We start from the raw sequence: 19,551 nt of genomic DNA, 5'->3' as shown, positions 1-19,551 counted from the left end.
CCCCATCAGGCAAGCCGCGTGAACCGCTTCGACGCAAACTGAAGCGGACAAGTGATGTGCTACCAAAACCGGACAACTTGATTAGCTACCGACAGAGGCAGGTTTGGCGCAGATCGGCCGGTTCCGAGTGGACCGCAAAGATAACCTGGGGATAGCGGAACTTCGGACCACCACCGCGCTTTAGTGTGCCGAAGGAGATGCCGCATGAGCGCCACAAAAGAGTTCTTTGAAACCTGGCTCCAGGAGAACGTCGGTAACCTGCGCCCGGAAAGCGAAGTGAGCGTGGCCGTCCTGGCTCAGCAATTCGAGCAAGATGCCGACGCGGCCGGCTACGGTCACGAGGTACGCGAAGACGAGATCGGCGACATCGAAGAGGCCATTGAGAGAGCTCTGCACAAAGCCCGGACAGGCGAACAGCCACAGGCTACGGACCCGGTCGAAGAGAGTGATCTGGCGCCGGTCATGGAGGCGCTGAAGGTCGACGACCCTAAGAGCGGCCCGTAGCGATCCAAGCAACCATCGGTTGGTAGCCGGCGATGGCCAGCGGTTGCGGCTCTCCCCTTCCACTCTACATGACCAGACATGATAGATGCCAAACACATCACACTCGGCATTGTGATCGGCGTGGCTATCGGCGTCGCGTTGGACAACATTATTGCAGGGATCGGGATCGGCATTGCTCTAGGCATTGCCTTCGGTCTTGCCCGCAGATCATCTGGCCGGAAGTGACGATCAGAGCATCGGCCGCACGACCTGATGCCGACAAAAACACGTCGCATCTGAATAGCTTGATGCGATGCGCGTCAAACCATTTGTTGTCATGCATGCCCAAAACCGCTGTTGACATACCTGCGAGTCAAGCTCGAGAAGGCTCTTCGAGCGATATGCATCAGGCCGCCAGCGCCGTCTCCGCCAGCTTCACCCAATAACTCATCCCGTGCGGGATGACCTCGTCATTGAAGTCGTAGGCCGGGTTGTGCAGACCGGCGGTGTCGCCATTGCCGATGAAGATGAAGGCGCCAGGCCGCGCTTCCAGCATATAGGAGAAGTCCTCGCCGCCCATCACCGGCTGAATGGAGCGGTGCACATGGGCCTCGCCAGCGATATCAGCCGCGACGTCACTGGCAAAGACCGTCTCTTCCGCATGGTTGAAGGTGACGGGATAGTTGGCATTGTAGTCGACCTCGATCGTCGCGCCGAAGGCCGCGCCCACTCCCTCACAGATGCCGCGCACGCGCTCTTCCGCCTTCCGGGCGACCTCTTTCTTCAAAGTGCGCACGGTGCCGGCGATCTCGGCGCTCTCGGGAATAACGTTGTAGGCGTCGCCGGCGTGGAATTTCGTCACCGACACCACGACAGCTTCGACCGGATCGGTGCTGCGCGAGGCGATCGTCTGCAAAGCGCCGACGAGCTGGCTGGTGATGACGATCGGGTCGATCGTGCCGTGCGGCATCGCCGCATGCCCGCCCCGGCCCTTGACGGTGATGGTGAATTCGGCGGTCGCCGCCATGATCGGGCCCGGCTTGATGGCGAACTGGCCGACCGGCAGGCCCGGCATGTTGTGCATGCCGAACACCTTGGAGATGCCGAAGCGCTCCATCATGCCGTCCTTGACCATTTCGTTGCCGCCGCCGCCGCCTTCTTCGGCGGGCTGGAAGATCACCGCGACGGAACCGGCGAAATTGCGCGTCTCAGCGAGATATTTGGCAGCACCCAAGAGCATCGCGGTGTGGCCGTCATGGCCGCAGGCGTGCATCTTACCCGGAACGGTCGAGGCGTAGGATTTGCCGGTGATCTCATTGAGCGGCAGCGCGTCCATGTCGGCGCGCAGGCCAATGGTCGTGCCTTCACCCAGGCGGCCGCGGATGACGCCGACGACGCCTGTCTTGCCGAGCCCGGTCACCACATCGTCGCAACCGAAGGCCTGCAGCTTCTCGGTGACGAAGGCGGCGGTCTTGAAGACGTCGAAATTCAGCTCTGGCGTCTGGTGCAGATGGCGACGCCAGCCGGCGACCTCGTCTTGCATTTCGGCGGCGCGGTTGAGGATCGGCATGGTAATCTCGCTGTTGGAGCAGACGGGCCTGCTGCTGGTTTGCAATTGTGCCTGCTGTTTTACAATCGTCATTCAGGCACTTTGCCATCTTGACGTCACATAGGGTAAATAGCACCGAAAGACCGGGATCCGGATAGAGGGCCGGATCACTATGCTGGCGATCGCGTAACAATCTTACGGAGCCAGAGGCGACTGCGGCAAGAGGCGATTTCGGATTCCACCATGCGGTATAGGCATTTCCTCAAACTGTTGCTGGCGGGCGCCGTGGCGCTTCCGCTGCTGGCCGGACCGGCTCTCGCCAATCCGACGATCGTGTTCGACCTGGAGAATGGCAAGATCCTCCAGCATCAGGAGGCTTTCAAGCGCTGGTATCCTGCCTCGCTGACCAAGCTGATGACCGCCTATGTGACGTTCCGTGCGATCGCGGCCGGCGAGGTCAGGCTCGATTCGCCGATCAAGGTCACGAAACGTTCCGCGGGCGAGCCGCCGAGCAAAATGGGCTTCAAGCCGGGCTCGGTCATGCGGCTCGACAATGCGCTGAAGATGATGCTGGTCAAATCGGCCAACGACGTCGCCATGGCCGTCGGCGAGAACATCGGCGGTTCGCAAGCCGCTTTTGCCGAACGCATGAACACCGAGGCGCGCCGGCTCGGCATGACCGGCTCGCATTTCGTCAACCCGAACGGGCTCTTTTCGCCGGACCAGTATACGACGGCGCGCGACCTTGGCTTGCTGGTGATGGCGATCCGCAAGGAATTTCCGCAATATGCCGCATGGTTCTCGATCGAGGGCCTCGCTGTCGGCAAGAAGCAGATCTCGAACTACAATCTTCTGATCGGCCGCTATCCGGGCGCCGACGGCATGAAGACGGGCTTCGTCTGTTCCTCGGGCTACAACATGATCGGCTCGGCAACGCGCAACGGCCGCACACTGGTCGCCGTGGTGCTCGGCGAACAATCGACCATCACCCGTGCCGAGACCGCGGCGAGGTTGCTCGACCAGGGTTTTGCGGCGGCTGAGCCGAGCTGGGTCACGGTCGCGGCGCTGCCTGCCTATGGCGACACGACATCGGTCAACGACCTGCGTGACCAGCTTTGCAAGAAGAAGCCGGCTGAGGAGCAGTCGGAGGCTGCCGTCCCCGTCGGCGACAAGGATGCGCCAAAATCGCCCTATCAGGAAAAGCTCCACCATGTGCCGACATTGGTCGCTGTCGGCCTTGGCGGCGCCACCGGACCGAAGCCGAAGGCGATGCTCGATCCGTCGGGCCGTGAATATGCAGACGTGCCGTTGCCGAGCTGGCGCCCCGACCTGCCACCGCCGCCCGGCGCCGAGCCGACAGTGATCGGTTCCGCCACGGCGGCTCAGGACGGCCAGCCCGCCAGGGCCTTGAACTAGCCTGATGAACAGCGGCTTTCCCATCCCTGTCTCGGTGCTGACCGGCTTTCTCGGCGCCGGCAAGACGACGCTGCTCAACCGGCTGCTCAGGGATCCCGGGCTCGCCGACACCGCGGTCATCATCAATGAGTTCGGCGAGGTGGCAATTGACCATCTCCTGGTCGAACAGGCCTCCGACGGCATCATCCAGCTCTCCGACGGCTGTCTCTGCTGCACGGTGCGCGGTGAACTGGTCGACACGCTGGCCGATCTCGTCGACCGGCTGCAGACCGGCCGTATCGCCCGGCTTGCCCGCGTCGTCATCGAAACCACCGGGCTTGCCGATCCGGCGCCGGTGCTGCAGTCGATCATGGCGCATCCGGCGCTGGTTCAGGCCTTTCGGCTCGACGGCGTCATCACGCTGGTCGATGCGGTCAACGGCAATGCGACGCTCGACGCCCACGTCGAGGCGGTGAAGCAGGTGGCCGTCGCCGACCGTATCGTGCTGACGAAAGCCGATCTGGCCACCGATCCGCGCGAGGTCGAAGCCCTGAAAGCCCGGCTGCGACAGATCAATCCAGGTGCCGCGCTGTTCGATGCCGGCGACAGCCGCACAAGTGTCGCGGCACTGTTCGAGTGCGGCCTCTACAACCCAGCCACCAAGTCCGCCGATGTGCAACGCTGGCTCGGCGAGGAAGCCGCCCATGATCACCACCATCATGGCGACCACAGCGACCATGATCACGATGACGACCATCGGCACGATTCCCGCGTGCGCTCCTACTCGCTCGTTCATGACGGACCGGTGCCGTTTTCGGCAATCGAGATGTTCCTCGACCTGTTGCGGTCGGCACATGGCGAGCGCCTGCTACGCATGAAAGGCGTCATCGAATTGCTGGAAGACCCGTCGCGGCCGCTGGTCGTCCACGGCGTGCAGAAAGTCCTGCATCCGCCGGCGCGGCTGCCGTCCTGGCCGGACGGCCAGCGCGGCACGAGGCTGGTGCTGATCACGCTCGATATGCCGGAGGATTACATCCGCCGGCTGTTTGCCGCCTTCACCAACCGGCCGTCGATCGACACACCCGACCGCGCAGCGCTGGAAAACAACCCGCTGGCCATTGCCGGGCGGTAGGCCTGTCTGTCGTCAATTCGGAAGCGTGAAAACTGCCGGCGTCAGGCGTTACTACCGCGCTCGACCAGAAAACGATGACCGCCGGAACTCGCCGAAGTTTCAAGTAACTGGTGGCCGGCATCGGAGCAGAAGGCTGGGATGTCGATGACGGCCAGTGGGTCGGTGGTCTCCAGCCAGAGCCTGCTGCCCGGCCGCATCGCAGCCAGCCGCTTTTTTGCTTTCAGCACAGGCAAGGGGCAGTTCAGGCCCTTGAGGTCATAGACGGAAATAGGCTTGGCCAAGCGAGAACCTCAGCCGCCGAACATACCGAGCAGCTTATTCTTCAGCTTTGTCACCCTGTTTTCACTGGCATTCGCCGCCTGCGTTTCGGCCGCGGCGGCCTCTGGCGGCGACGCGATTGTCGCGGTTGAGACAGGCGCTTCGGCCCCCGAGGCCATGGCATCCCCTTCTTCGGCCAGCGAATTGATCTTGGCCGTTTCCGTTTCAGCCAGGGCCTGAGCCTTGGCCGCCTCTTTCTCGGCCTTGGCCGCTTCTATGGCGGCAAGCCGTTGCTCCTCGGCCTTCTGCTTGGCGGCTTTCTCGGCATCGAGCGCGGCCATCTTGCGGCCGGCCGGCGAATCGATGCGGCCCATGCGCTCCGTTGCCGTCAACGAGCCGTCGGCGTTGAGCGACGGCGGCTCGATCGGCACGCGTTCGCCACGGGCGCGCTTTTTCGACCATTCGGAAACGATGCTGGCTTCCTTGATCCCGGCAATGGTCGGCTTGGGGGCCGGCACGCTGGCCTTGACCGCTCCGTTGAAGGCCGCTTCGTAGGTGCTCTGGTAGGCATTGAAGGCGCTCTTCAGCGAATCCGGCTGCGTCGTCGCAGGGCACGCGCCGGTCGGATCGAACGTCGCGCCGTCGGCCGCGACCTGATTGAAGACATAGCGCTTCTCGCAGACGTCGACCTTCGGCGGCACCTTGGTGATCTCGAAATTGTCGTAGCCGACCTTCAGCATCTTCCAGAATTCGTAGTTCGGGTCTTTGCGATAACGCGCCATGTTGGCGGCGGTCATGCGGAACGGAAAGGCCTGGATCTGGAATTCGGTCTGCCCGCCCTGGAAAGCGTCGCGGCCGAAGGCGTAGATTTGCTCGATCTGCGCGTCCGTCATCGAATAGCAGCCCGACGACGAGCAGGCGCCATGGACCATCAGATGGGAACCGGTGCGGCCATTGGCGCGATCATAGGCGTTGGGATAGCCGATGTTGAAGGCAAGGTGGTAGTTCGACCGCGGATTCATCTGCGAGGGACGAACCGTATAGAAGCCTTCCGGCGCCTGGCGGTCGCCTTCGGTGTATTTGGGACCCAGCTTGCCCGACCATTTGCAGATATCGTAGCTGGCGACCAAGTCGTAGCGGCCGTTGGTCTTGGCCTTCCAGATTTCGAGCTTGCCTTCTTCCTTGAAGATGCGGGCCATCACCGGCGAGGTGCGGGTCATGCCCTTGGCCTTCATGCTGGCCAAGATCTTGTCGGGCAGCGGCTTGTTGGCCTGGGGCGCGAAGTCCTTCACCGAAGAATCGGTGCAGCCGGCGACGCCTATCGCGGCAATCAGAAGTCCGGTGAGGGCAAGCTTGGCAAACATGATTATGGCTATGTCTTTTCTTTCGGACCGCAGGCATCAGCGCCGCCAGGCCCAACCCTAAGCCCGTTAACCTTGAAAATTCCTTACCGCAAGCGCTGGGCGCATCCCCTTACGGCAATTTGATTGAACCGAATGCCGCGGCATTTTTGTGGCGGACGCGCGCAATCTAGCCACATTGCGGCGCTGAAGACGCCTCTCAGTTCGTCGGATTGAAGCTGACGGACTGAATCTTCCTGCTTGACGATGATCTTCGGTTCGGGATCATGGTCTAGAGATTGCGCCCCATAGCCAGGTATTTCTCGCGGCGCTGCTCACGAAAATCGGTATTAGCTCCGGAGAACTCCTTCATCGTTTTGGCGATGAGGTCGCCGGTGGCGGCGATGACCGCTTCCGGGCCACGATGGGCGCCGCCCAGCGGTTCGGGCACGATGGCGTCGATGATCTTCAGCTCCAGCAGATCCTGGGCGGTGATCTTCATGTTGGTCGCCGCATCTTTCGAGCGGGTGGTGTCGCGCCACAGGATCGAAGCGGCGCCTTCCGGCGAGATCACCGAATAGATGGCGTGCTCGAGCATATAGACGCGGTTAGCGGTGGCGATCGCGATGGCGCCGCCCGAGCCGCCTTCGCCGATGACCACCGAGATGGACGGTACCTTCAGGCCGAGACAGGCCGATGTCGAGCGGGCAATGGCTTCCGCCTGGCCGCGCTCCTCGGCGTTGACACCGGGATAGGCGCCGGCCGTATCGACCAGCGTCAGCAACGGGATATTGAAGCGGTCGGCGAGTTCCATCAGCCGCACCGCCTTGCGGTAGCCCTCCGGTCGCACCGAGCCGAAATTGTGCTTAAGCCGGCTGGCCGTATCCGAACCTTTTTCCTGGCCGATGATCGCCACCGGCTCGCCGCGAAAGCGGGCAAAGCCGCCGACGATCGCCTGATCTTCGCCGAAATTGCGGTCGCCGGCGAGCGGCGTGAAATCGTTGAACAGACCCTTGATGTAGTCGACGCAATGCGGCCTGTCCGGATGGCGGGCCACCTGCACCTTCTGCCACGGCGTCAGCGCCTTGTAGATGTCGCGCAGCGCGTCGCGCACGCGCTTCTCGAGACGGCTGATCTCATCGCCGACATCGACCGCCTCGCCATTCTCGGCGAGCTTCTTCAGCTCGAGGATCTTGCCTTCGAGATCGGCGACCGGCTTTTCGAAATCGAGGTAATTGTACATTCTTGAGCGGACCGATAGATCGGAAGGCAATGACTGGCGGAACCTAGGAAATAGAGGCTCCGGGCGGCGGGACGTCGTCCTCACATAGCGATATGACGCCTAGTCGGCAAGCGGATGATGTTCGTTGACCAGCCGCACCAGCCGCTCCTCCAGCACATGCGTGTAGATCTGCGTCGTTGAAATATCGGCATGGCCAAGCAACTGCTGCACGGCCCTGAGATCGGCGCCGTTCTGCAGGAGATGGCTGGCGAAAGCATGGCGCAGCACATGCGGCGATATTTTCGCCGAGGCGATGCCGGCTCTGGCGGCGAGCCCCTTCAGGTCGCGGGCAAAGACTTGCCTGGAGAGATACCCGCTGTCCGATGCCGCCGGAAACAGGAACGGGCTGCCGGCAAAAGCCGGCACCTTTGCCCGGGCAGCGAGCCAGACCCGCATCGCCGTGCGCGCCTTTGCCGACAGCGGCACCATGCGTTCCTTGTCACCCTTGCCGCGCACCATGAAGAAGCGATCGTCGCGCAACGCCACCGTTACCGGCAGGCCGACCAGCTCGGAAACGCGCAGGCCGGTGGCGTAGAGCACCTCGACCAGCGCATGCAGGCGCAGCGCCGCCAGGCTGTCGCCGTCGTTCAACGAGGCGTCACTTGCCTCTTGCGCTGCACGGTCGATCAGCCGGCCGGTATCGGCCTCGCTCATCGTCTTCGGGAGTGGCCGGCCCTTCTTCGGACTGTCCAGGGTTCCGGTCGGGTCGTCGCCGCGCAGGCCTTCGGCGTAAAGGAACTTGAAGAACTGGCGGATCGCCGACAGTTTGCGCGCCTGCGAGGTGGCGGCAAAACCGCGTGCGGCGATGTCGTCGAGATAGGCGCGGATATCGGCGGCGGCGGCACCGGCAAGCCCGCCGTCGATCTCGACTGACGCGTCTTCGAGGTCGCGGCGATAGCTGGAAAGCGTGTTTTCGGCCGCACCGCGCTCGGCGCTCATCATTTCCAGAAAGGCTTCGATGCGTGCCGCGCTGTTCATTTCTTTTTGGTCAATTTTTCTTTTGGGTCAATTTTTCTTGGGATTCAGCTTTTCGGGAGGGATGCGCACGCTCATTTCGGCCTTTCTCGGCTCGACAAACATCGCCAGAGCGAACATCGCGCCATAGACAATGCCGGCTAGAATCGTGAGCGTCACGACAAAGCGGAACAGTGTCGGCATCAATTTTCGCCCGTCTTCTTGTTCTGCGTTTCCAAACCCTGTGCCCTTATGAGACGCCAATCCGGCCAATTCAAGGACGAAGCGCGCACGACACCCGGGCGCGCCGCGCTTGACGCAAACAGGCTTTTGATGTGGATACGCCGGCAAAGAGGGGCCTAAGCAGGCATTCGTGGACTGGTTCATGGATGCCTGCTCAGATTCCTTGGTTTGTCGCAGGGTCTTGTCGCAAAACCGCGAGATATTTTTGCGGAACCTGCTTAGAAACATCATGGTGTTATGAACGCGCTACCAGCAAATCCTCCTGATGAGAGCTATGCCGCGCTGCTCGATCGGCTGGGCAGCCGTTCCATCGTCTTTGTCGGGCTTATGGGCGCCGGCAAGACGGCGATCGGCCGCAAGGTGGCGGCGATGTTGGGGCTGCCTTTCATCGACAGCGACCAGGAAATCGAAAGCGTGTCGCGCATGAGCGTCCCGGAACTGTTCGAGCGCTATGGCGAGCCCGAGTTTCGGGCGCTGGAGCAGCGCGTCATCCTGCGCGTGCTGGAACATGGCCCGCAGGTGCTGTCGACGGGTGGCGGCGCGTTCATGAGCCCGCAGACGCGAGAAGCCATTGCCGGCCATGGCGTGTCGGTATGGCTGAAGGCCGAGATCGACCTGTTGATGGACCGGGTTTCCAAGAAGCAGAATCGGCCGCTCCTCAAAAGCGCCGACCCCCGTGCCGTGATCGAGCGGTTGATGGCCGAGCGCTATCCGGTCTACGCAGCCGCCGATGTCACCGTGCCGACCCGCGACGATCGCAAGGAGGTCATCGCGGCCGAGGTGGTGGGCGCGCTTTGCGGGTATTTCGGCGTTGGGGCCGCGATAGGCGAGGTGCGATCATGAGCATCAATGCGACAGTCACTGTCGAAGTCGGGCTCGGCGATCGTGCCTATGACATTTTGATCGGCTCCGGCCTGCTTTCGCGCGCCGGCACCGAGATTTCGCGCCGCCTGCCTGGCACGCGCGCCGCGGTGGTCACCGACGTCAATGTCGCCGCAGCACATCTCGACACGTTGAAGGCCGGGCTTGAAAAGGGCGGCATACAGCCTGCCGTCATCACGCTGCCGGCTGGGGAAAAGACCAAGAGTTTCGAGCATCTCGAGGAGGTGGTGGACGGCGTTCTGGCGGCCAGGCTTGAGCGCGGCGATGTCGTCATCGCGCTCGGCGGCGGTGTCATTGGCGATCTGGCCGGATTTGCCGCCGGGATCGTACGCCGCGGCATGAATTTCGTGCAAATCCCGACTTCGCTGCTGGCGCAGGTCGACTCTTCGGTTGGCGGCAAGACCGGCATCAACAGTGCGCGCGGCAAGAACCTCGTCGGCGTCTTCCATCAGCCGAGGCTGGTGCTGGCCGACACCGAAGTGCTCGACACGCTGCCGATCCGGGAATTCAGGGCCGGTTATGCCGAACTCGCCAAATATGGGCTCATCGACCGTCCCGACTTCTTTGCCTGGCTGGAGGAAAACTGGGGCCAAGTGTTTGCCGGCGGCCCGAAGCGAGCCGAGGCCATCGCCGAAGCCTGCCGCGCCAAGGCCGATGTCGTCGCCCGCGACGAGTTCGAGACCGGCGACCGCGCGCTGCTCAATCTCGGCCACACGTTCGGTCATGCACTCGAGGCCGCCACCAGCTATGACAGCGCCCGTCTCGTCCACGGCGAGGGGGTCGCCATCGGCATGGCGCTGGCTTATCGCTTTTCGTCCCGCCTCAATCTGGCAAGTCCCGACGATGCGGCGCGCGTCGAGGCGCATCTCCGCGCCGTCGGCCTGCCCTGGCGCATGGCCGATATTCCGGGCGAATTGCCTGATTCCGAGGCGCTGCTGGCTTTCATCACCCAGGACAAGAAGGTCTCGCGCGGCACGCTGACCTTCATCCTGACGCGTGGCATCGGTCAGGCTTTCATCGCCAGAGACGTGCCGGCGTCGGAAGTCCTGTCGTTTCTGAAGGAGAATCATCCGGATCCGCAGGAAAGCCGTTCGGGTCGGCAGAAAAGCCACTCGGAATGAACGAGGCCGGCTGGATCGTCGCTGCCGTCCTTGCCGGGCTCGGCCTTATCGCTTTGGTCTTTCGCAGGCGTCTGCTCGCCGCCTTCGGCTATGAACTGCAGCGCATTGAGCCGCAGCGTTCGAACCATGATGAACCGCGCGGCGCCGTCGACGATTTTCGTCGCGACGGCCAAATCGCGCGCGAGGATCGCGCCCGCATCGGCCGCCTGTCCGACCTCGATGAACTCGAAGTGTCCGATGTCATGGTCCATCGCACCAACATGCGCTCGGTCAATGCCGACAATCCGCCGGAAGCGCTGGTGCGCGAGATCCTGCAGAGCCCGCATACCCGCATGCCCTTGTGGAAGGGCTCACTCGACAACATCGTCGGCGTGCTGCATGCCAAGGACCTGTTGCGCGCGCTGAACGATGTCGGCAACGATTTTTCCCAGATCGACGTGATGAAGATCGCGACAAAACCGTGGTTCGTGCCCGACACCACGACGCTGCAGGAACAGCTCAACGCGTTTCTGCGTCGCAAGGCGCATTTCGCCATCGTCGTCGACGAATATGGCGAGGTCGAGGGGCTGGTGACGCTGGAGGATATCATCGAGGAGATCGTCGGCGAAATCGCCGACGAGCACGATATCGACATCCAGGGTGTCAAGCAGGAAGCCGACGGCTCCGTCGTCGTCGACGGCACTGTGCCGATCCGCGACCTGAACCGGGCGCTCGACTGGGACTTGCCGGACGAGGAAGCCACCACCATAGCCGGTCTCGTCATCCACGAGACGCAATTGATCCCCGACGAGAAGCAGGCTTTCACCTTTCACGGCAAGCGCTTCGTCGTCATGAAGCGCGATAAGAACCGGATCGCAAGGCTGAGGATCAGGCCGGCTGGCGACGTTTAGGTATGATCGGTCGGCGAACCCTGCTTTTGATGTCGATGGCTTTGTTGCCGGCCAGCACTTCGGCGGCACAGCCGCGGCGCTCGCCGTCCCCGCAGACCTTCGACTATGGACCGGCCAAGCTCGACATCTATTCGCGCGATGGCGCAAGCGGCCTGCCAGTGGTCTTTTTCATCCATGGCGGCGCCTGGCGGGCCGGCGATCGCGCCAACGTCGACGTCAAGCCAGGCTTCCTGCTCGACAATGGCTTCTGCTTCGTTTCCATCGACTACCGGATGCTGCCTAAGGCCGATGTCGCCACCCAGGCCGACGATGTCGAGGAGGCATATCGCTACGTGCGCGCCAACATCGCCAGATACGGCGGCGATCCGAACCGGATAGCGATCATGGGCCATTCGGCCGGCTGTCATCTCGCCGCACTGACCGGGCTGCGCGGCGGTCTGCCCGGCGTCGTGGCGCTGATGCTGAATGATACCAGAGCCTATGATTTGGAGGCGCTTGCGAGAAGCGGCGGCATGACGCGGGCCTATGCCAGGGCCTTTCCCGACCCGGCGCAGTGGCGCACACTGTCACCGGCCTTTCATGTCGGGAGCCGCAAACATCCGCCGACCTTCATCGCCTATTCGCGCGCAGCGGATCGTGCGGCAGCCGCACAGGCCTTCGCCGAGCGCCTGCGGGCGACCGGAACGGAAGTCATTTTGTTCGACGGCAGCGCCTATTCGCATATGTCGATCAATCGCGATTTCGGCGACGAAGGCGATGCCTTGACCGGTGCGGTGATGATTTTCCTGGAGGCAGCGCTCGGCTGATGACTACCACCTGGTCTTTTCGTCCGGCGCGGCCGGCTCGATCGCCAGCGCGTGGACACCGGCCTTCAACTCTTCGGCCAGCAATGCATTGACGGCGCGATGGCGCTCGACGCGGCTCATGCCGGCAAAGGCGGGCGCGACGATACGGACGCGGAAATGCGTCTCACCGCTGCCGTCGAAGGTGGCGTGATGGCCGGAATCCAGATGATGATGACCGGCATGGAGATGGCTTTCGTTGATGACGGCCAGCCGCTCCGGCGAGAACGCCTTCTTCAGCTTGCTTTCCATCGTTGACTGTATGGACATTCGTACTTTCCTTCACCACATATGGCTGGCGCGTGATCCCCGAAAATCGGTACCCTTTTGCGCGTCCCGGAGGATGCGCAATACTGCCGCCGCGACAAAATTCGCCGATCGCCCGCTTTATGCCGCGATTCAGCGGTTAGGGCGATCATCGCGAAAATGTCAATTCTTGTTTCGCGCCAGCGAACAACCCATAAATGGGTGAGATGAAACCGTACCCCAAATATTTCGAAAAAATTCGCATCCGCCCGGAGAAGGATGCGGAGCTGAAGTCGCGCTCGCCGATTTGCCAGTGGGATGGTTGCAAGGAGGCGGGCACCCATCGCGCGCCGGTCGGGCGCATGAAGGAGGGCGAGTATTTTCAGTTCTGCTTCGATCATGTGCGGGAGTACAACAAGGGCTTCAATTATTTCTCCGGCGTCCCCGACACCGAGATCGCCCGCTTCCAGAAGGAAGCAATGACCGGTCACCGGCCGACATGGAAGATGGGCGTCAATGGTGCCTCGACGCGCTCTTCGCCCGATTTCGCCCAGCAGCGTTCCGGCCGCGCCGGCTACTACAACCGCATGCGCGATCCGTTCGACCTGTTCAAAGGTCCTAAGGATCCGCGCGAGGTGCGCGAGCGCAAGGCCAAGCCGCTTGAGGCCAAGGCGCTGGAAACGCTTGGCCTTGATACAAAGGCGACTGGCAAGGACATCAAGGCGCGCTATAAGGAACTGGTGAAACGCCACCATCCGGATGCGAATGGCGGCGACAGAGGTTCGGAAGACCGGTTCCGCGATGTGCTCCAGGCCTATCGCGTGCTCAAGCAAGCAGGATTGTGCTGAGCGACCTTACGGTTCGTGTCGTTTTCCAACTTTCATAAGGTTGGAAAAGGCTTTAAGACCGCCCCCGAACAAAATCGATTGCCGGCGAAATCAGGCGTTTCGCCCGTGGAGACGTTGATAGTGATGAACAAGGTCGATCGCGACATCGCCAACCTGCCCGACACCACCGTGTCGGTGAAGGAGAAATTCGGCTTTGAATCCAAGATGGTGGTGCCGGCCTACTCGGTGACATCAGAGCACGTGCCCGACATCGATCCGGACTATCTGTTCGACAAGAACACGACGATGGCGATCCTCGCCGGCTTCGCCTACAACCGCCGCGTCATGGTGTCGGGCTATCACGGCACCGGCAAGTCGACGCATATCGAGCAGGTCGCCGCCCGCCTCAACTGGCCTATGGTGCGCGTCAACCTCGACAGCCATGTCAGCCGCATCGACCTCGTCGGCAAGGATGCCATCGTCGTCAAGGAAGGGCTGCAGATCACCGAATTCCGCGACGGCATCCTGCCATGGGCCTATCAGCACAATGTCGCGCTGTGCTTCGACGAGTACGATGCCGGCCGCCCTGATGTGATGTTCGTCATCCAGCGCGTGCTGGAATCGTCCGGCCGGCTGACGCTGCTCGACCAGAGCAGGGTCATCCGCCCGCATCCGGCGTTCCGGCTGTTTTCGACCGCCAACACGGTCGGGCTGGGCGACACCACCGGTCTCTATCACGGCACCCAGCAGATCAACCAGGCGCAGATGGACCGCTGGTCCATCGTCACCACGCTGAATTATCTGCCGCACGACAATGAGGTGAACATCGTGCTGGCCAAGGCCAAGCACTATCGCGACGGCAAGGGCAAGGAGATCGTCAACAAGATGGTGCGCGTCGCCGACATGACGCGTTCGGCCTTTATCAACGGCGACCTTTCGACCGTCATGAGCCCACGCACGGTCATCACCTGGGCCGAGAATGCCGAGATTTTCGGCGATATCGGCATGGCGTTCCGGCTGACCTTCCTCAACAAGTGCGACGAGCTGGAACGCTCGCTCGTGGCCGAGTTCTACCAGCGCGCCTACGGCGAAGATCTGCCTGAATCGGCCGCCAATGTGGTGCTGGGCTAAGCAGAGTCTCTATGGCGGGTCCGGGCGACAACACGCGCAACAAGTCGAAGACGGGTTCTGAAGCCGACAGCTTCAAACGCGCCGTCACCGTTTGTATGCGCGCGATTGCCGGCGACAAGGACCTCGAAGTCGGTTTCGCCAAAGATCGGCCGGCGCTCGCCGGCAGCCGGGCGCGGCTGCCGGAACTGCCGAAGAAAGCGTCGAAGGCCGACATCGCTATCACCCGCGGGCTCGGTGATTCCATGGCGCTGAAGCGCGCCTGTCACGACACGCGCATTCACACCAGGCTGGCGCCGGAGGGCAAGCAGGCCCGCGCGATCTACGATGCGGTCGAGCAGGCCCGCGTCGAGGCGATAGGCAGCCGCGCCATGCAAGGCGTGGCCGACAACATCGGCTCGATGCTCGAGGACAAATACGCCAAGGCCAACCTCATCGACGTCAAGGACAAGGCCGACGCGCCGATCGAGGAGGCGCTGGCCTTGATGGTGCGCGAAAAGCTGACCGGCCGCGCCGTGCCGAAGAGCGGCGAGCGGCTGGTCGACCTCTGGCGCCCGTGGGTCGAGGAGAAGGCCAGCTCCGATCTCGACGGGCTGTCGGCAAAGCTCGACGACCAGCAGGCCTTCGCCCGTGTCGTACGCGAGATGCTGGCTTCCATGGAAATGGCCGAGGAACTCGGTGACGACCAGGAGACCGAAGACTCCGAGGACAATGACGACAACCAGCCGCAAGGCGAGGAGCAAAGCGAGGAGGGCGGCGAGGACGATTCCGGCTCCGAGCAGTCGCAGTCCGATGACACCGAGGCGTCGTCCGACGACGAGCAATCGGCCGAGACGGAGGCATCAGATGCCACCGCCGACGACCTGTCCGACGATGACGACGCCGATGCCGAGACGCCCGGCGAGGCGCGCCGTAACGACAATCCCTTCACCAATCTGTCGAAGGAAATCGACTATAAGGTCTTCACCACCGCCTTCGACGAGACGGTGGGTGCGGAGGACCTTTGCGAAGAGGAAGAGCTGGATCGGCTGCGCGCCTTTCTCGACAAGCAGCTCACCAACCTGTCGGGCGTCGTCGGCCGGCTGGCCAACCGGCTGCAGCGCCGCCTGATGGCGCAGCAGAACCGCTCCTGGGATTTCGATCTCGAAGAGGGTTATCTAGATCCGGCGCGGCTGGTGCGCGTCGTCATCGACCCGATGCAGCCGCTGTCCTTCAAGCAGGAACGCGACACCAAATTCCGCGACACGGTGGTGACGCTGGTGCTCGACAATTCGGGCTCGATGCGCGGCCGGCCGATCACCGTCGCCGCCACCTGCGCCGACATTCTGGCGCGGACGCTGGAGCGCTGCGGCGTCTCGGTCGAGATCCTCGGCTTCACCACCCGTGCCTGGAAGGGCGGACAGGCACGCGAGAAATGGCTGAAGGAAGGCAAGCCGCCGAATCCCGGACGGCTCAACGATTTGCGCCACATCATCTACAAATCCGCCGACCATCCGTGGCGGCGGGCGCGCCGCAATCTCGGCCTGATGATGCGCGAGGGTCTGCTCAAGGAAAACATCGACGGTGAGGCGCTGTTGTGGGCGCACAACCGCCTGATCGCCCGGCCGGAGCAGCGCAAGATCCTGATGATGATCTCGGACGGCGCGCCGGTCGACGATTCGACACTGTCGGTCAATCCGGGCAACTATCTCGAACGGCATCTGCGCGCCGTCATCGAACTGATCGAGACGCGTTCGCCGGTCGAGCTCTTGGCCATCGGCATCGGCCATGACGTCACCCGCTATTACAGGCGCGCCGTCACCATCGTCGACGCCGAGGAACTGGCCGGCGCCATGACCGAGCAGCTCGCTTCGCTGTTTGGCGAGGAAAGCGCGCGGGACACGCGACGCGGCGGCATGCGGCGCGCCGGATGATTTTTTCGCGGGGCGGCTTTCGGCAGACGCTCTTCGCCGCCGCAGCGTTGTTCGTTGCCGACATCGACTTGTCGCCTTCCATCGCCGCCGAACCGGTTTCGGTCGATCCGGTCGAAATCTCGGCACGGCCGATAAACCGGTTTCATATCGGCCGGGACGAAAAGCAGTTTGGCCCGCTCGAATTCGTCGGCGGGCTGGAAATGACGTCGCCGTCACGCGATTTCGGCGCTCTGTCGGCGTTTCGCTTCGTCAAGCCCGGTAGTGAGTTCATCGGCGTAGCCGATACCGGTTTCTGGTTTTTCGGCACGATTACCCACGATGCCGAAAAACGCCCATCGGGCATACAGAATTTCCGCATGCAGCAAATGGTCGACGCATCAGGCCAGCTGGCCGACGAGAAATGGGACGTCGACGCCGAAGGCCTTGCGGTCAAGGACGGCATTGCCACGGTCAGCTTCGAGCGCAACCACCGTGTCGCGCAGTTCAGCATCGACCCGGACGACATGAAGCCGCCGTTCAGACAGCTGGATTTCCTGGTTCCGGCCTGGGAACTCCGCCAGAATCGCGGCTTCGAGACCGTCACCTATGCCAATCCTAACGGCCAACACGAAGGCGGGCTGGTCGTGGTCTCGGAGAAGAGCCTCCACAAATCGGGCAACATCTATGCGGCTGTCATCGAAGGTCCGCACAAGGGCGTCTTCACCGTCAAGCGCAACGGTGATTTCGACATCACCGACGGGGCGTTCCTGCCGGATGGCGACCTTCTGCTTTTGGAGCGCAGCTTTTCGATGGCCGGCGGCGTCAAGATGCGGCTGAGGCGCATTTATGGGGAGAGCGTCGAGAAGGGCGCCGTTGCCGATGGGCCGGTGCTGATGGAAGCCGACATGGCCTACCAGATCGACAACATGGAAGGGCTCGACGTCTGGACCCGCGATGACGGCGCGGTGATGGTGTCACTGATCTCCGACGACAACCACTCGATGCTACAGCGCAATCTCTACCTGGAATTCATCCTGCACGAGGATTGAGAGGCGGCGGTACAGTCTAAAGCTTCGCGCCGGCTACTGCGGCCTGGGGTCCGTTGGTGGCAAGCCAGATGATGTGGCGCGCCCCGCGCTTGCCGTTGGCCCTTACCTTGGCCTCCTCGACCGTGAAGCCTGCCTGTTTGAGCCTGCGGGTAAAGCCGCTGTCGGGTCCCTGCGACCAGACCGCCAGAACGCCGCCAGACCTGAGCGCTGCTCTCGCGCTGTTCAGCCCGGTTATGCTGTAAAGAGCATCATTGGCCTTGTGGACGATCCCTTCTGGACCGTTGTCGACGTCGAGCAGGATGGCGTCATAGCTTGCCGCGCCTGACTTGATGAGTTGCCCAACATCCGCCTCGCGAATGCTGACGCGCGGATCGTCGAGACAACCGCCGAACACCGCCGCCATCGGGCCGCGTGCCCACGCCACGACGGCTGGAACCAACTCGGCAACAATGACACCGGCATCGGCGCCGAGCTCGGCAAGGGCCGCCCGCAGCGTAAAACCCATGCCCAACCCGCCGATCAGGATTTTGGATTGCCGGCGGCCGGCAATCTTTTGGCAGGACAGCCTGGCCAGCGCCTCCTCGGAGCCGCTGAGGCGGCTGTTCATCAGCTCGTTGGTGCCAAGCATGATCGAGAATTCGGCGCCGCGTTGTTTCAGGCGAAGCTCATGCTCGCCGTCAGGCGTTTTCGCGGTGTCGAGCTGGACCCATGGGATCATGCTCGAGAACCTGTGAGCACGATATTTTCCGAGCCGAAGGTCAGCGATAGCAAAAACCGGTTCCCAGTTTTCGCTGACGCGGGCCTTCGCTTCGGGCCCATGCCCTATGCCGCCACTGCCGGCTGGCTCCAGCGTGCGGCAAGCAGCCGGTAGGGGATCAGCGCCACCACCGCGATAATCAGCTTCACGCCGAGGTCGCCGAGCGCCCACGACACCCAGCGCATGGTCTCGACCGGCAGCACGCCCATCAACGGTGCGGTTTCGAGCGCGAAGCCATCGTTTGGGCCAGCGAAGGCAAACGCCGCCGAAAAGGCGACGGTGAAGAACACGGCGGTGTCGAACACCGAGCCGACCAGCGTGCCGACGATCGGGGCGCGCCACCAGCTCTGCCGGCGCAGCCAGTTGAACACGGTCACGTCGAGCAATTGCGCGATCAGGAACGCCGCGCCTGAAGCCGCCGCAATGCGCACCAGCCGGTCGGCGGCCGTCTCAAATTCGATCAGGCCGTGGCGGAACAGCAGGGGCGGGACGAGGATCGAGCAGATCACCGCCGTCGAGAAGCCGATAAAGACGATCCGGCGTGCTACGGCCGGACCGTGACGGCGATTGGCAAGATCGGTGATCAGGAAGGAGACGGGATAGGTGAAGGCGCCCCAGGTCAGGATGTCGGCCAGCGAGAGGCCGCCGATCGCACCTTGCACCGGGAACTGCACGAGAACGTTCGACGCCACGACGACAAGCGCCATGGCCGCAACAAAGGGTAGATATCGGGAGGAAAAACGCATTTTTTTATCCTGGGTAATGGAACCAGCGGGGTGTCATGCCGTGTTCGGACGACACTCCTTGGAAGGCGGCCGCCTGAATTAAGCGGCGGGCTGTTCGGCCAGCTTCTTGGCGATCTGCTTCTTCAGCAGGCGCGCGCGCTGCGACAGTTCTTTGGCGTCGGCCTTGGCCAGGAACGCATCAAGGCCGCCGCGATGCTCGACCGAACGCAGCGCATTGGCCGAAATGCGCAGGCGCACATTCTGGTTCAGCGCTTCCGAGATCAGCGTCACATTGACCAGATTCGGCAGGAAGCGACGCTTGGTCTTGTTGTTGGCGTGGCTCACATTGTTGCCGGACATGACTGCTTTGGCAGTGAGTTCGCAGGTGCGGGACATGGTTCTAAACCTTCAGTTCTCGGTCGGGCCAAACATTCGACCCGCGCCGGGTGGCGCGCGGTTTCGGTCAGGCGGCCTTATGGAAAAAGTTGGCGTTCCATAGTTGCATTTCGCCGATGCGTCAAGCTCCGGCTTCCGCGCTGTCTGACACTGCCTTCAC

General features: G+C 62.6%; 22 protein-coding genes. 12 read left to right on the top strand and 10 right to left on the bottom strand.

All coding sequences use genetic code 11. From position 1 onward, the window contains the following. The first annotated feature begins 204 nt into the window (after nucleotides 1–204). Nucleotides 205–504 carry a hypothetical protein gene (locus ABID19_RS30585; protein ID WP_354494305.1) on the top strand — a complete coding sequence of 100 codons (300 nt, stop codon included), beginning with the start codon at nucleotides 205–207 and terminating at the stop codon, nucleotides 502–504. A 78-nt stretch (nucleotides 505–582) separates the two neighbouring features. After that, nucleotides 583–729, top strand: coding sequence for a hypothetical protein (locus tag ABID19_RS30580; protein ID WP_354494304.1), 147 nt, complete (start codon nucleotides 583–585; stop codon nucleotides 727–729). 160 nt (nucleotides 730–889) lie between these two features. Here the strand turns inward: ABID19_RS30580 and ABID19_RS30575 are convergent, their stop codons facing one another. After that, the gene (locus ABID19_RS30575) at nucleotides 890–2,053 is read right to left on the bottom strand and encodes a M20 aminoacylase family protein (RefSeq protein ID WP_354494311.1); all 1,164 of its coding nucleotides are present in this window, start codon (nucleotides 2,051–2,053) and stop codon (nucleotides 890–892) included. Nucleotides 2,054–2,275: 222 nt separating this feature from the next. Here ABID19_RS30575 and ABID19_RS30570 point away from each other — a divergent pair, with 222 nt between their 5' ends. Both ABID19_RS30570 and ABID19_RS30565 read left to right on the top strand, forming a co-directional pair. Beyond that, nucleotides 2,276–3,448, top strand: a complete 1,173-nt coding sequence (locus tag ABID19_RS30570; RefSeq protein ID WP_354494303.1) for a D-alanyl-D-alanine carboxypeptidase family protein — start codon at nucleotides 2,276–2,278, stop codon at nucleotides 3,446–3,448. Nucleotides 3,449–3,452: 4 nt separating this feature from the next. Further along, nucleotides 3,453–4,559, top strand: coding sequence for a CobW family GTP-binding protein (locus ABID19_RS30565; RefSeq protein ID WP_354494302.1), 1,107 nt, complete (start codon nucleotides 3,453–3,455; stop codon nucleotides 4,557–4,559). A gap of 41 nt (nucleotides 4,560–4,600) precedes the next feature. Here ABID19_RS30565 and ABID19_RS30560 read toward each other — a convergent pair whose 3' ends face one another. From ABID19_RS30560 to ABID19_RS30540, 5 genes are all read right to left on the bottom strand, one after another. Beyond that, nucleotides 4,601–4,840: a sulfurtransferase TusA family protein gene (locus ABID19_RS30560; protein ID WP_354494301.1), complete on the bottom strand. Its 240-nt coding sequence runs from the start codon at nucleotides 4,838–4,840 to the stop codon at nucleotides 4,601–4,603. A gap of 9 nt (nucleotides 4,841–4,849) precedes the next feature. Continuing rightward, nucleotides 4,850–6,181 carry a murein L,D-transpeptidase family protein gene (locus ABID19_RS30555; RefSeq protein WP_354494300.1) on the bottom strand — a complete coding sequence of 444 codons (1,332 nt, stop codon included), beginning with the start codon at nucleotides 6,179–6,181 and terminating at the stop codon, nucleotides 4,850–4,852. A gap of 268 nt (nucleotides 6,182–6,449) precedes the next feature. Further along, complete coding sequence (locus ABID19_RS30550) at nucleotides 6,450–7,400, bottom strand: acetyl-CoA carboxylase carboxyltransferase subunit alpha (RefSeq protein WP_354494299.1); 951 nt, start codon at nucleotides 7,398–7,400, stop codon at nucleotides 6,450–6,452. Nucleotides 7,401–7,499: 99 nt separating this feature from the next. Further along, nucleotides 7,500–8,417 carry a site-specific tyrosine recombinase XerD gene (locus ABID19_RS30545; protein WP_354494298.1) on the bottom strand — a complete coding sequence of 306 codons (918 nt, stop codon included), beginning with the start codon at nucleotides 8,415–8,417 and terminating at the stop codon, nucleotides 7,500–7,502. Between the two features lie 27 nt (nucleotides 8,418–8,444). Then, nucleotides 8,445–8,597, bottom strand: coding sequence for a histidine kinase (locus ABID19_RS30540; RefSeq protein WP_095485924.1), 153 nt, complete (start codon nucleotides 8,595–8,597; stop codon nucleotides 8,445–8,447). 276 nt (nucleotides 8,598–8,873) lie between these two features. On the opposite strand from ABID19_RS30540, the gene ABID19_RS30535 reads away from it, so the two are divergent. Genes ABID19_RS30535 through ABID19_RS30520 form a run of 4 tightly spaced genes read left to right on the top strand, consistent with a single transcriptional unit; the run spans nucleotide 8,874 to nucleotide 12,335 of the window. Next, nucleotides 8,874–9,479, top strand: a complete 606-nt coding sequence (locus ABID19_RS30535; protein ID WP_354494297.1) for a shikimate kinase — start codon at nucleotides 8,874–8,876, stop codon at nucleotides 9,477–9,479. Continuing rightward, nucleotides 9,476–10,639, top strand: coding sequence for a 3-dehydroquinate synthase (gene aroB / locus ABID19_RS30530; RefSeq protein WP_354494296.1), 1,164 nt, complete (start codon nucleotides 9,476–9,478; stop codon nucleotides 10,637–10,639). The genes ABID19_RS30535 and aroB overlap by 4 nt, the downstream gene beginning before the upstream one ends. After that, complete coding sequence (locus tag ABID19_RS30525; RefSeq protein ID WP_354494295.1) at nucleotides 10,636–11,529, top strand: HlyC/CorC family transporter; 894 nt, start codon at nucleotides 10,636–10,638, stop codon at nucleotides 11,527–11,529. The genes aroB and ABID19_RS30525 overlap by 4 nt, the downstream gene beginning before the upstream one ends. Nucleotides 11,530–11,531: 2 nt before the next feature. After that, nucleotides 11,532–12,335: an alpha/beta hydrolase gene (locus ABID19_RS30520; RefSeq protein WP_354494294.1), complete on the top strand. Its 804-nt coding sequence runs from the start codon at nucleotides 11,532–11,534 to the stop codon at nucleotides 12,333–12,335. A gap of 3 nt (nucleotides 12,336–12,338) precedes the next feature. Here ABID19_RS30520 and ABID19_RS30515 read toward each other — a convergent pair whose 3' ends face one another. Beyond that, complete coding sequence (locus ABID19_RS30515; protein ID WP_354494293.1) at nucleotides 12,339–12,641, bottom strand: BolA family protein; 303 nt, start codon at nucleotides 12,639–12,641, stop codon at nucleotides 12,339–12,341. A gap of 194 nt (nucleotides 12,642–12,835) precedes the next feature. On the opposite strand from ABID19_RS30515, the gene ABID19_RS30510 reads away from it, so the two are divergent. The 4 genes from ABID19_RS30510 to ABID19_RS30495 all read left to right on the top strand — a co-directional run bounded on the left by ABID19_RS30510 (nucleotide 12,836) and on the right by ABID19_RS30495 (nucleotide 17,513). Continuing rightward, entirely contained in the window at nucleotides 12,836–13,465 is a 630-nt protein-coding gene (locus tag ABID19_RS30510; protein ID WP_095485929.1) for a J domain-containing protein, read from the top strand. A 123-nt stretch (nucleotides 13,466–13,588) separates the two neighbouring features. Next, a complete protein-coding gene (gene cobS / locus ABID19_RS30505) occupies nucleotides 13,589–14,575 on the top strand; it encodes a cobaltochelatase subunit CobS (RefSeq protein ID WP_354494292.1) in 987 nt (328 codons plus the stop codon). Nucleotides 14,576–14,586: 11 nt separating this feature from the next. Next, complete coding sequence (cobT, locus tag ABID19_RS30500; RefSeq protein ID WP_354494291.1) at nucleotides 14,587–16,485, top strand: cobaltochelatase subunit CobT; 1,899 nt, start codon at nucleotides 14,587–14,589, stop codon at nucleotides 16,483–16,485. Next, nucleotides 16,482–17,513, top strand: coding sequence for an esterase-like activity of phytase family protein (locus ABID19_RS30495; RefSeq protein WP_354494290.1), 1,032 nt, complete (start codon nucleotides 16,482–16,484; stop codon nucleotides 17,511–17,513). Before cobT ends, ABID19_RS30495 begins: the two co-directional genes overlap by 4 nt. A 16-nt stretch (nucleotides 17,514–17,529) precedes the next feature. Here the strand turns inward: ABID19_RS30495 and ABID19_RS30490 are convergent, their stop codons facing one another. The 3 genes from ABID19_RS30490 to rpmB all read right to left on the bottom strand — a co-directional run bounded on the left by ABID19_RS30490 (nucleotide 17,530) and on the right by rpmB (nucleotide 19,391). Beyond that, nucleotides 17,530–18,231: a spermidine synthase gene (locus tag ABID19_RS30490; protein ID WP_354494289.1), complete on the bottom strand. Its 702-nt coding sequence runs from the start codon at nucleotides 18,229–18,231 to the stop codon at nucleotides 17,530–17,532. Between the two features lie 104 nt (nucleotides 18,232–18,335). Next, nucleotides 18,336–19,016: a queuosine precursor transporter gene (locus tag ABID19_RS30485; protein WP_354494288.1), complete on the bottom strand. Its 681-nt coding sequence runs from the start codon at nucleotides 19,014–19,016 to the stop codon at nucleotides 18,336–18,338. A gap of 78 nt (nucleotides 19,017–19,094) precedes the next feature. Next, nucleotides 19,095–19,391, bottom strand: a complete 297-nt coding sequence (gene rpmB / locus ABID19_RS30480; RefSeq protein WP_006328411.1) for a 50S ribosomal protein L28 — start codon at nucleotides 19,389–19,391, stop codon at nucleotides 19,095–19,097. Nucleotides 19,392–19,551: the final 160 nt, after the last annotated feature.

The organism is Mesorhizobium robiniae, from assembly GCF_040545535.1.
GTDB classification, from domain to species: Bacteria; Pseudomonadota; Alphaproteobacteria; order Rhizobiales; family Rhizobiaceae; genus Mesorhizobium; species Mesorhizobium robiniae.
Note: the sequence above shows the minus strand (reverse complement) of the source record. Positions and strands in the feature narration are given on the sequence as shown.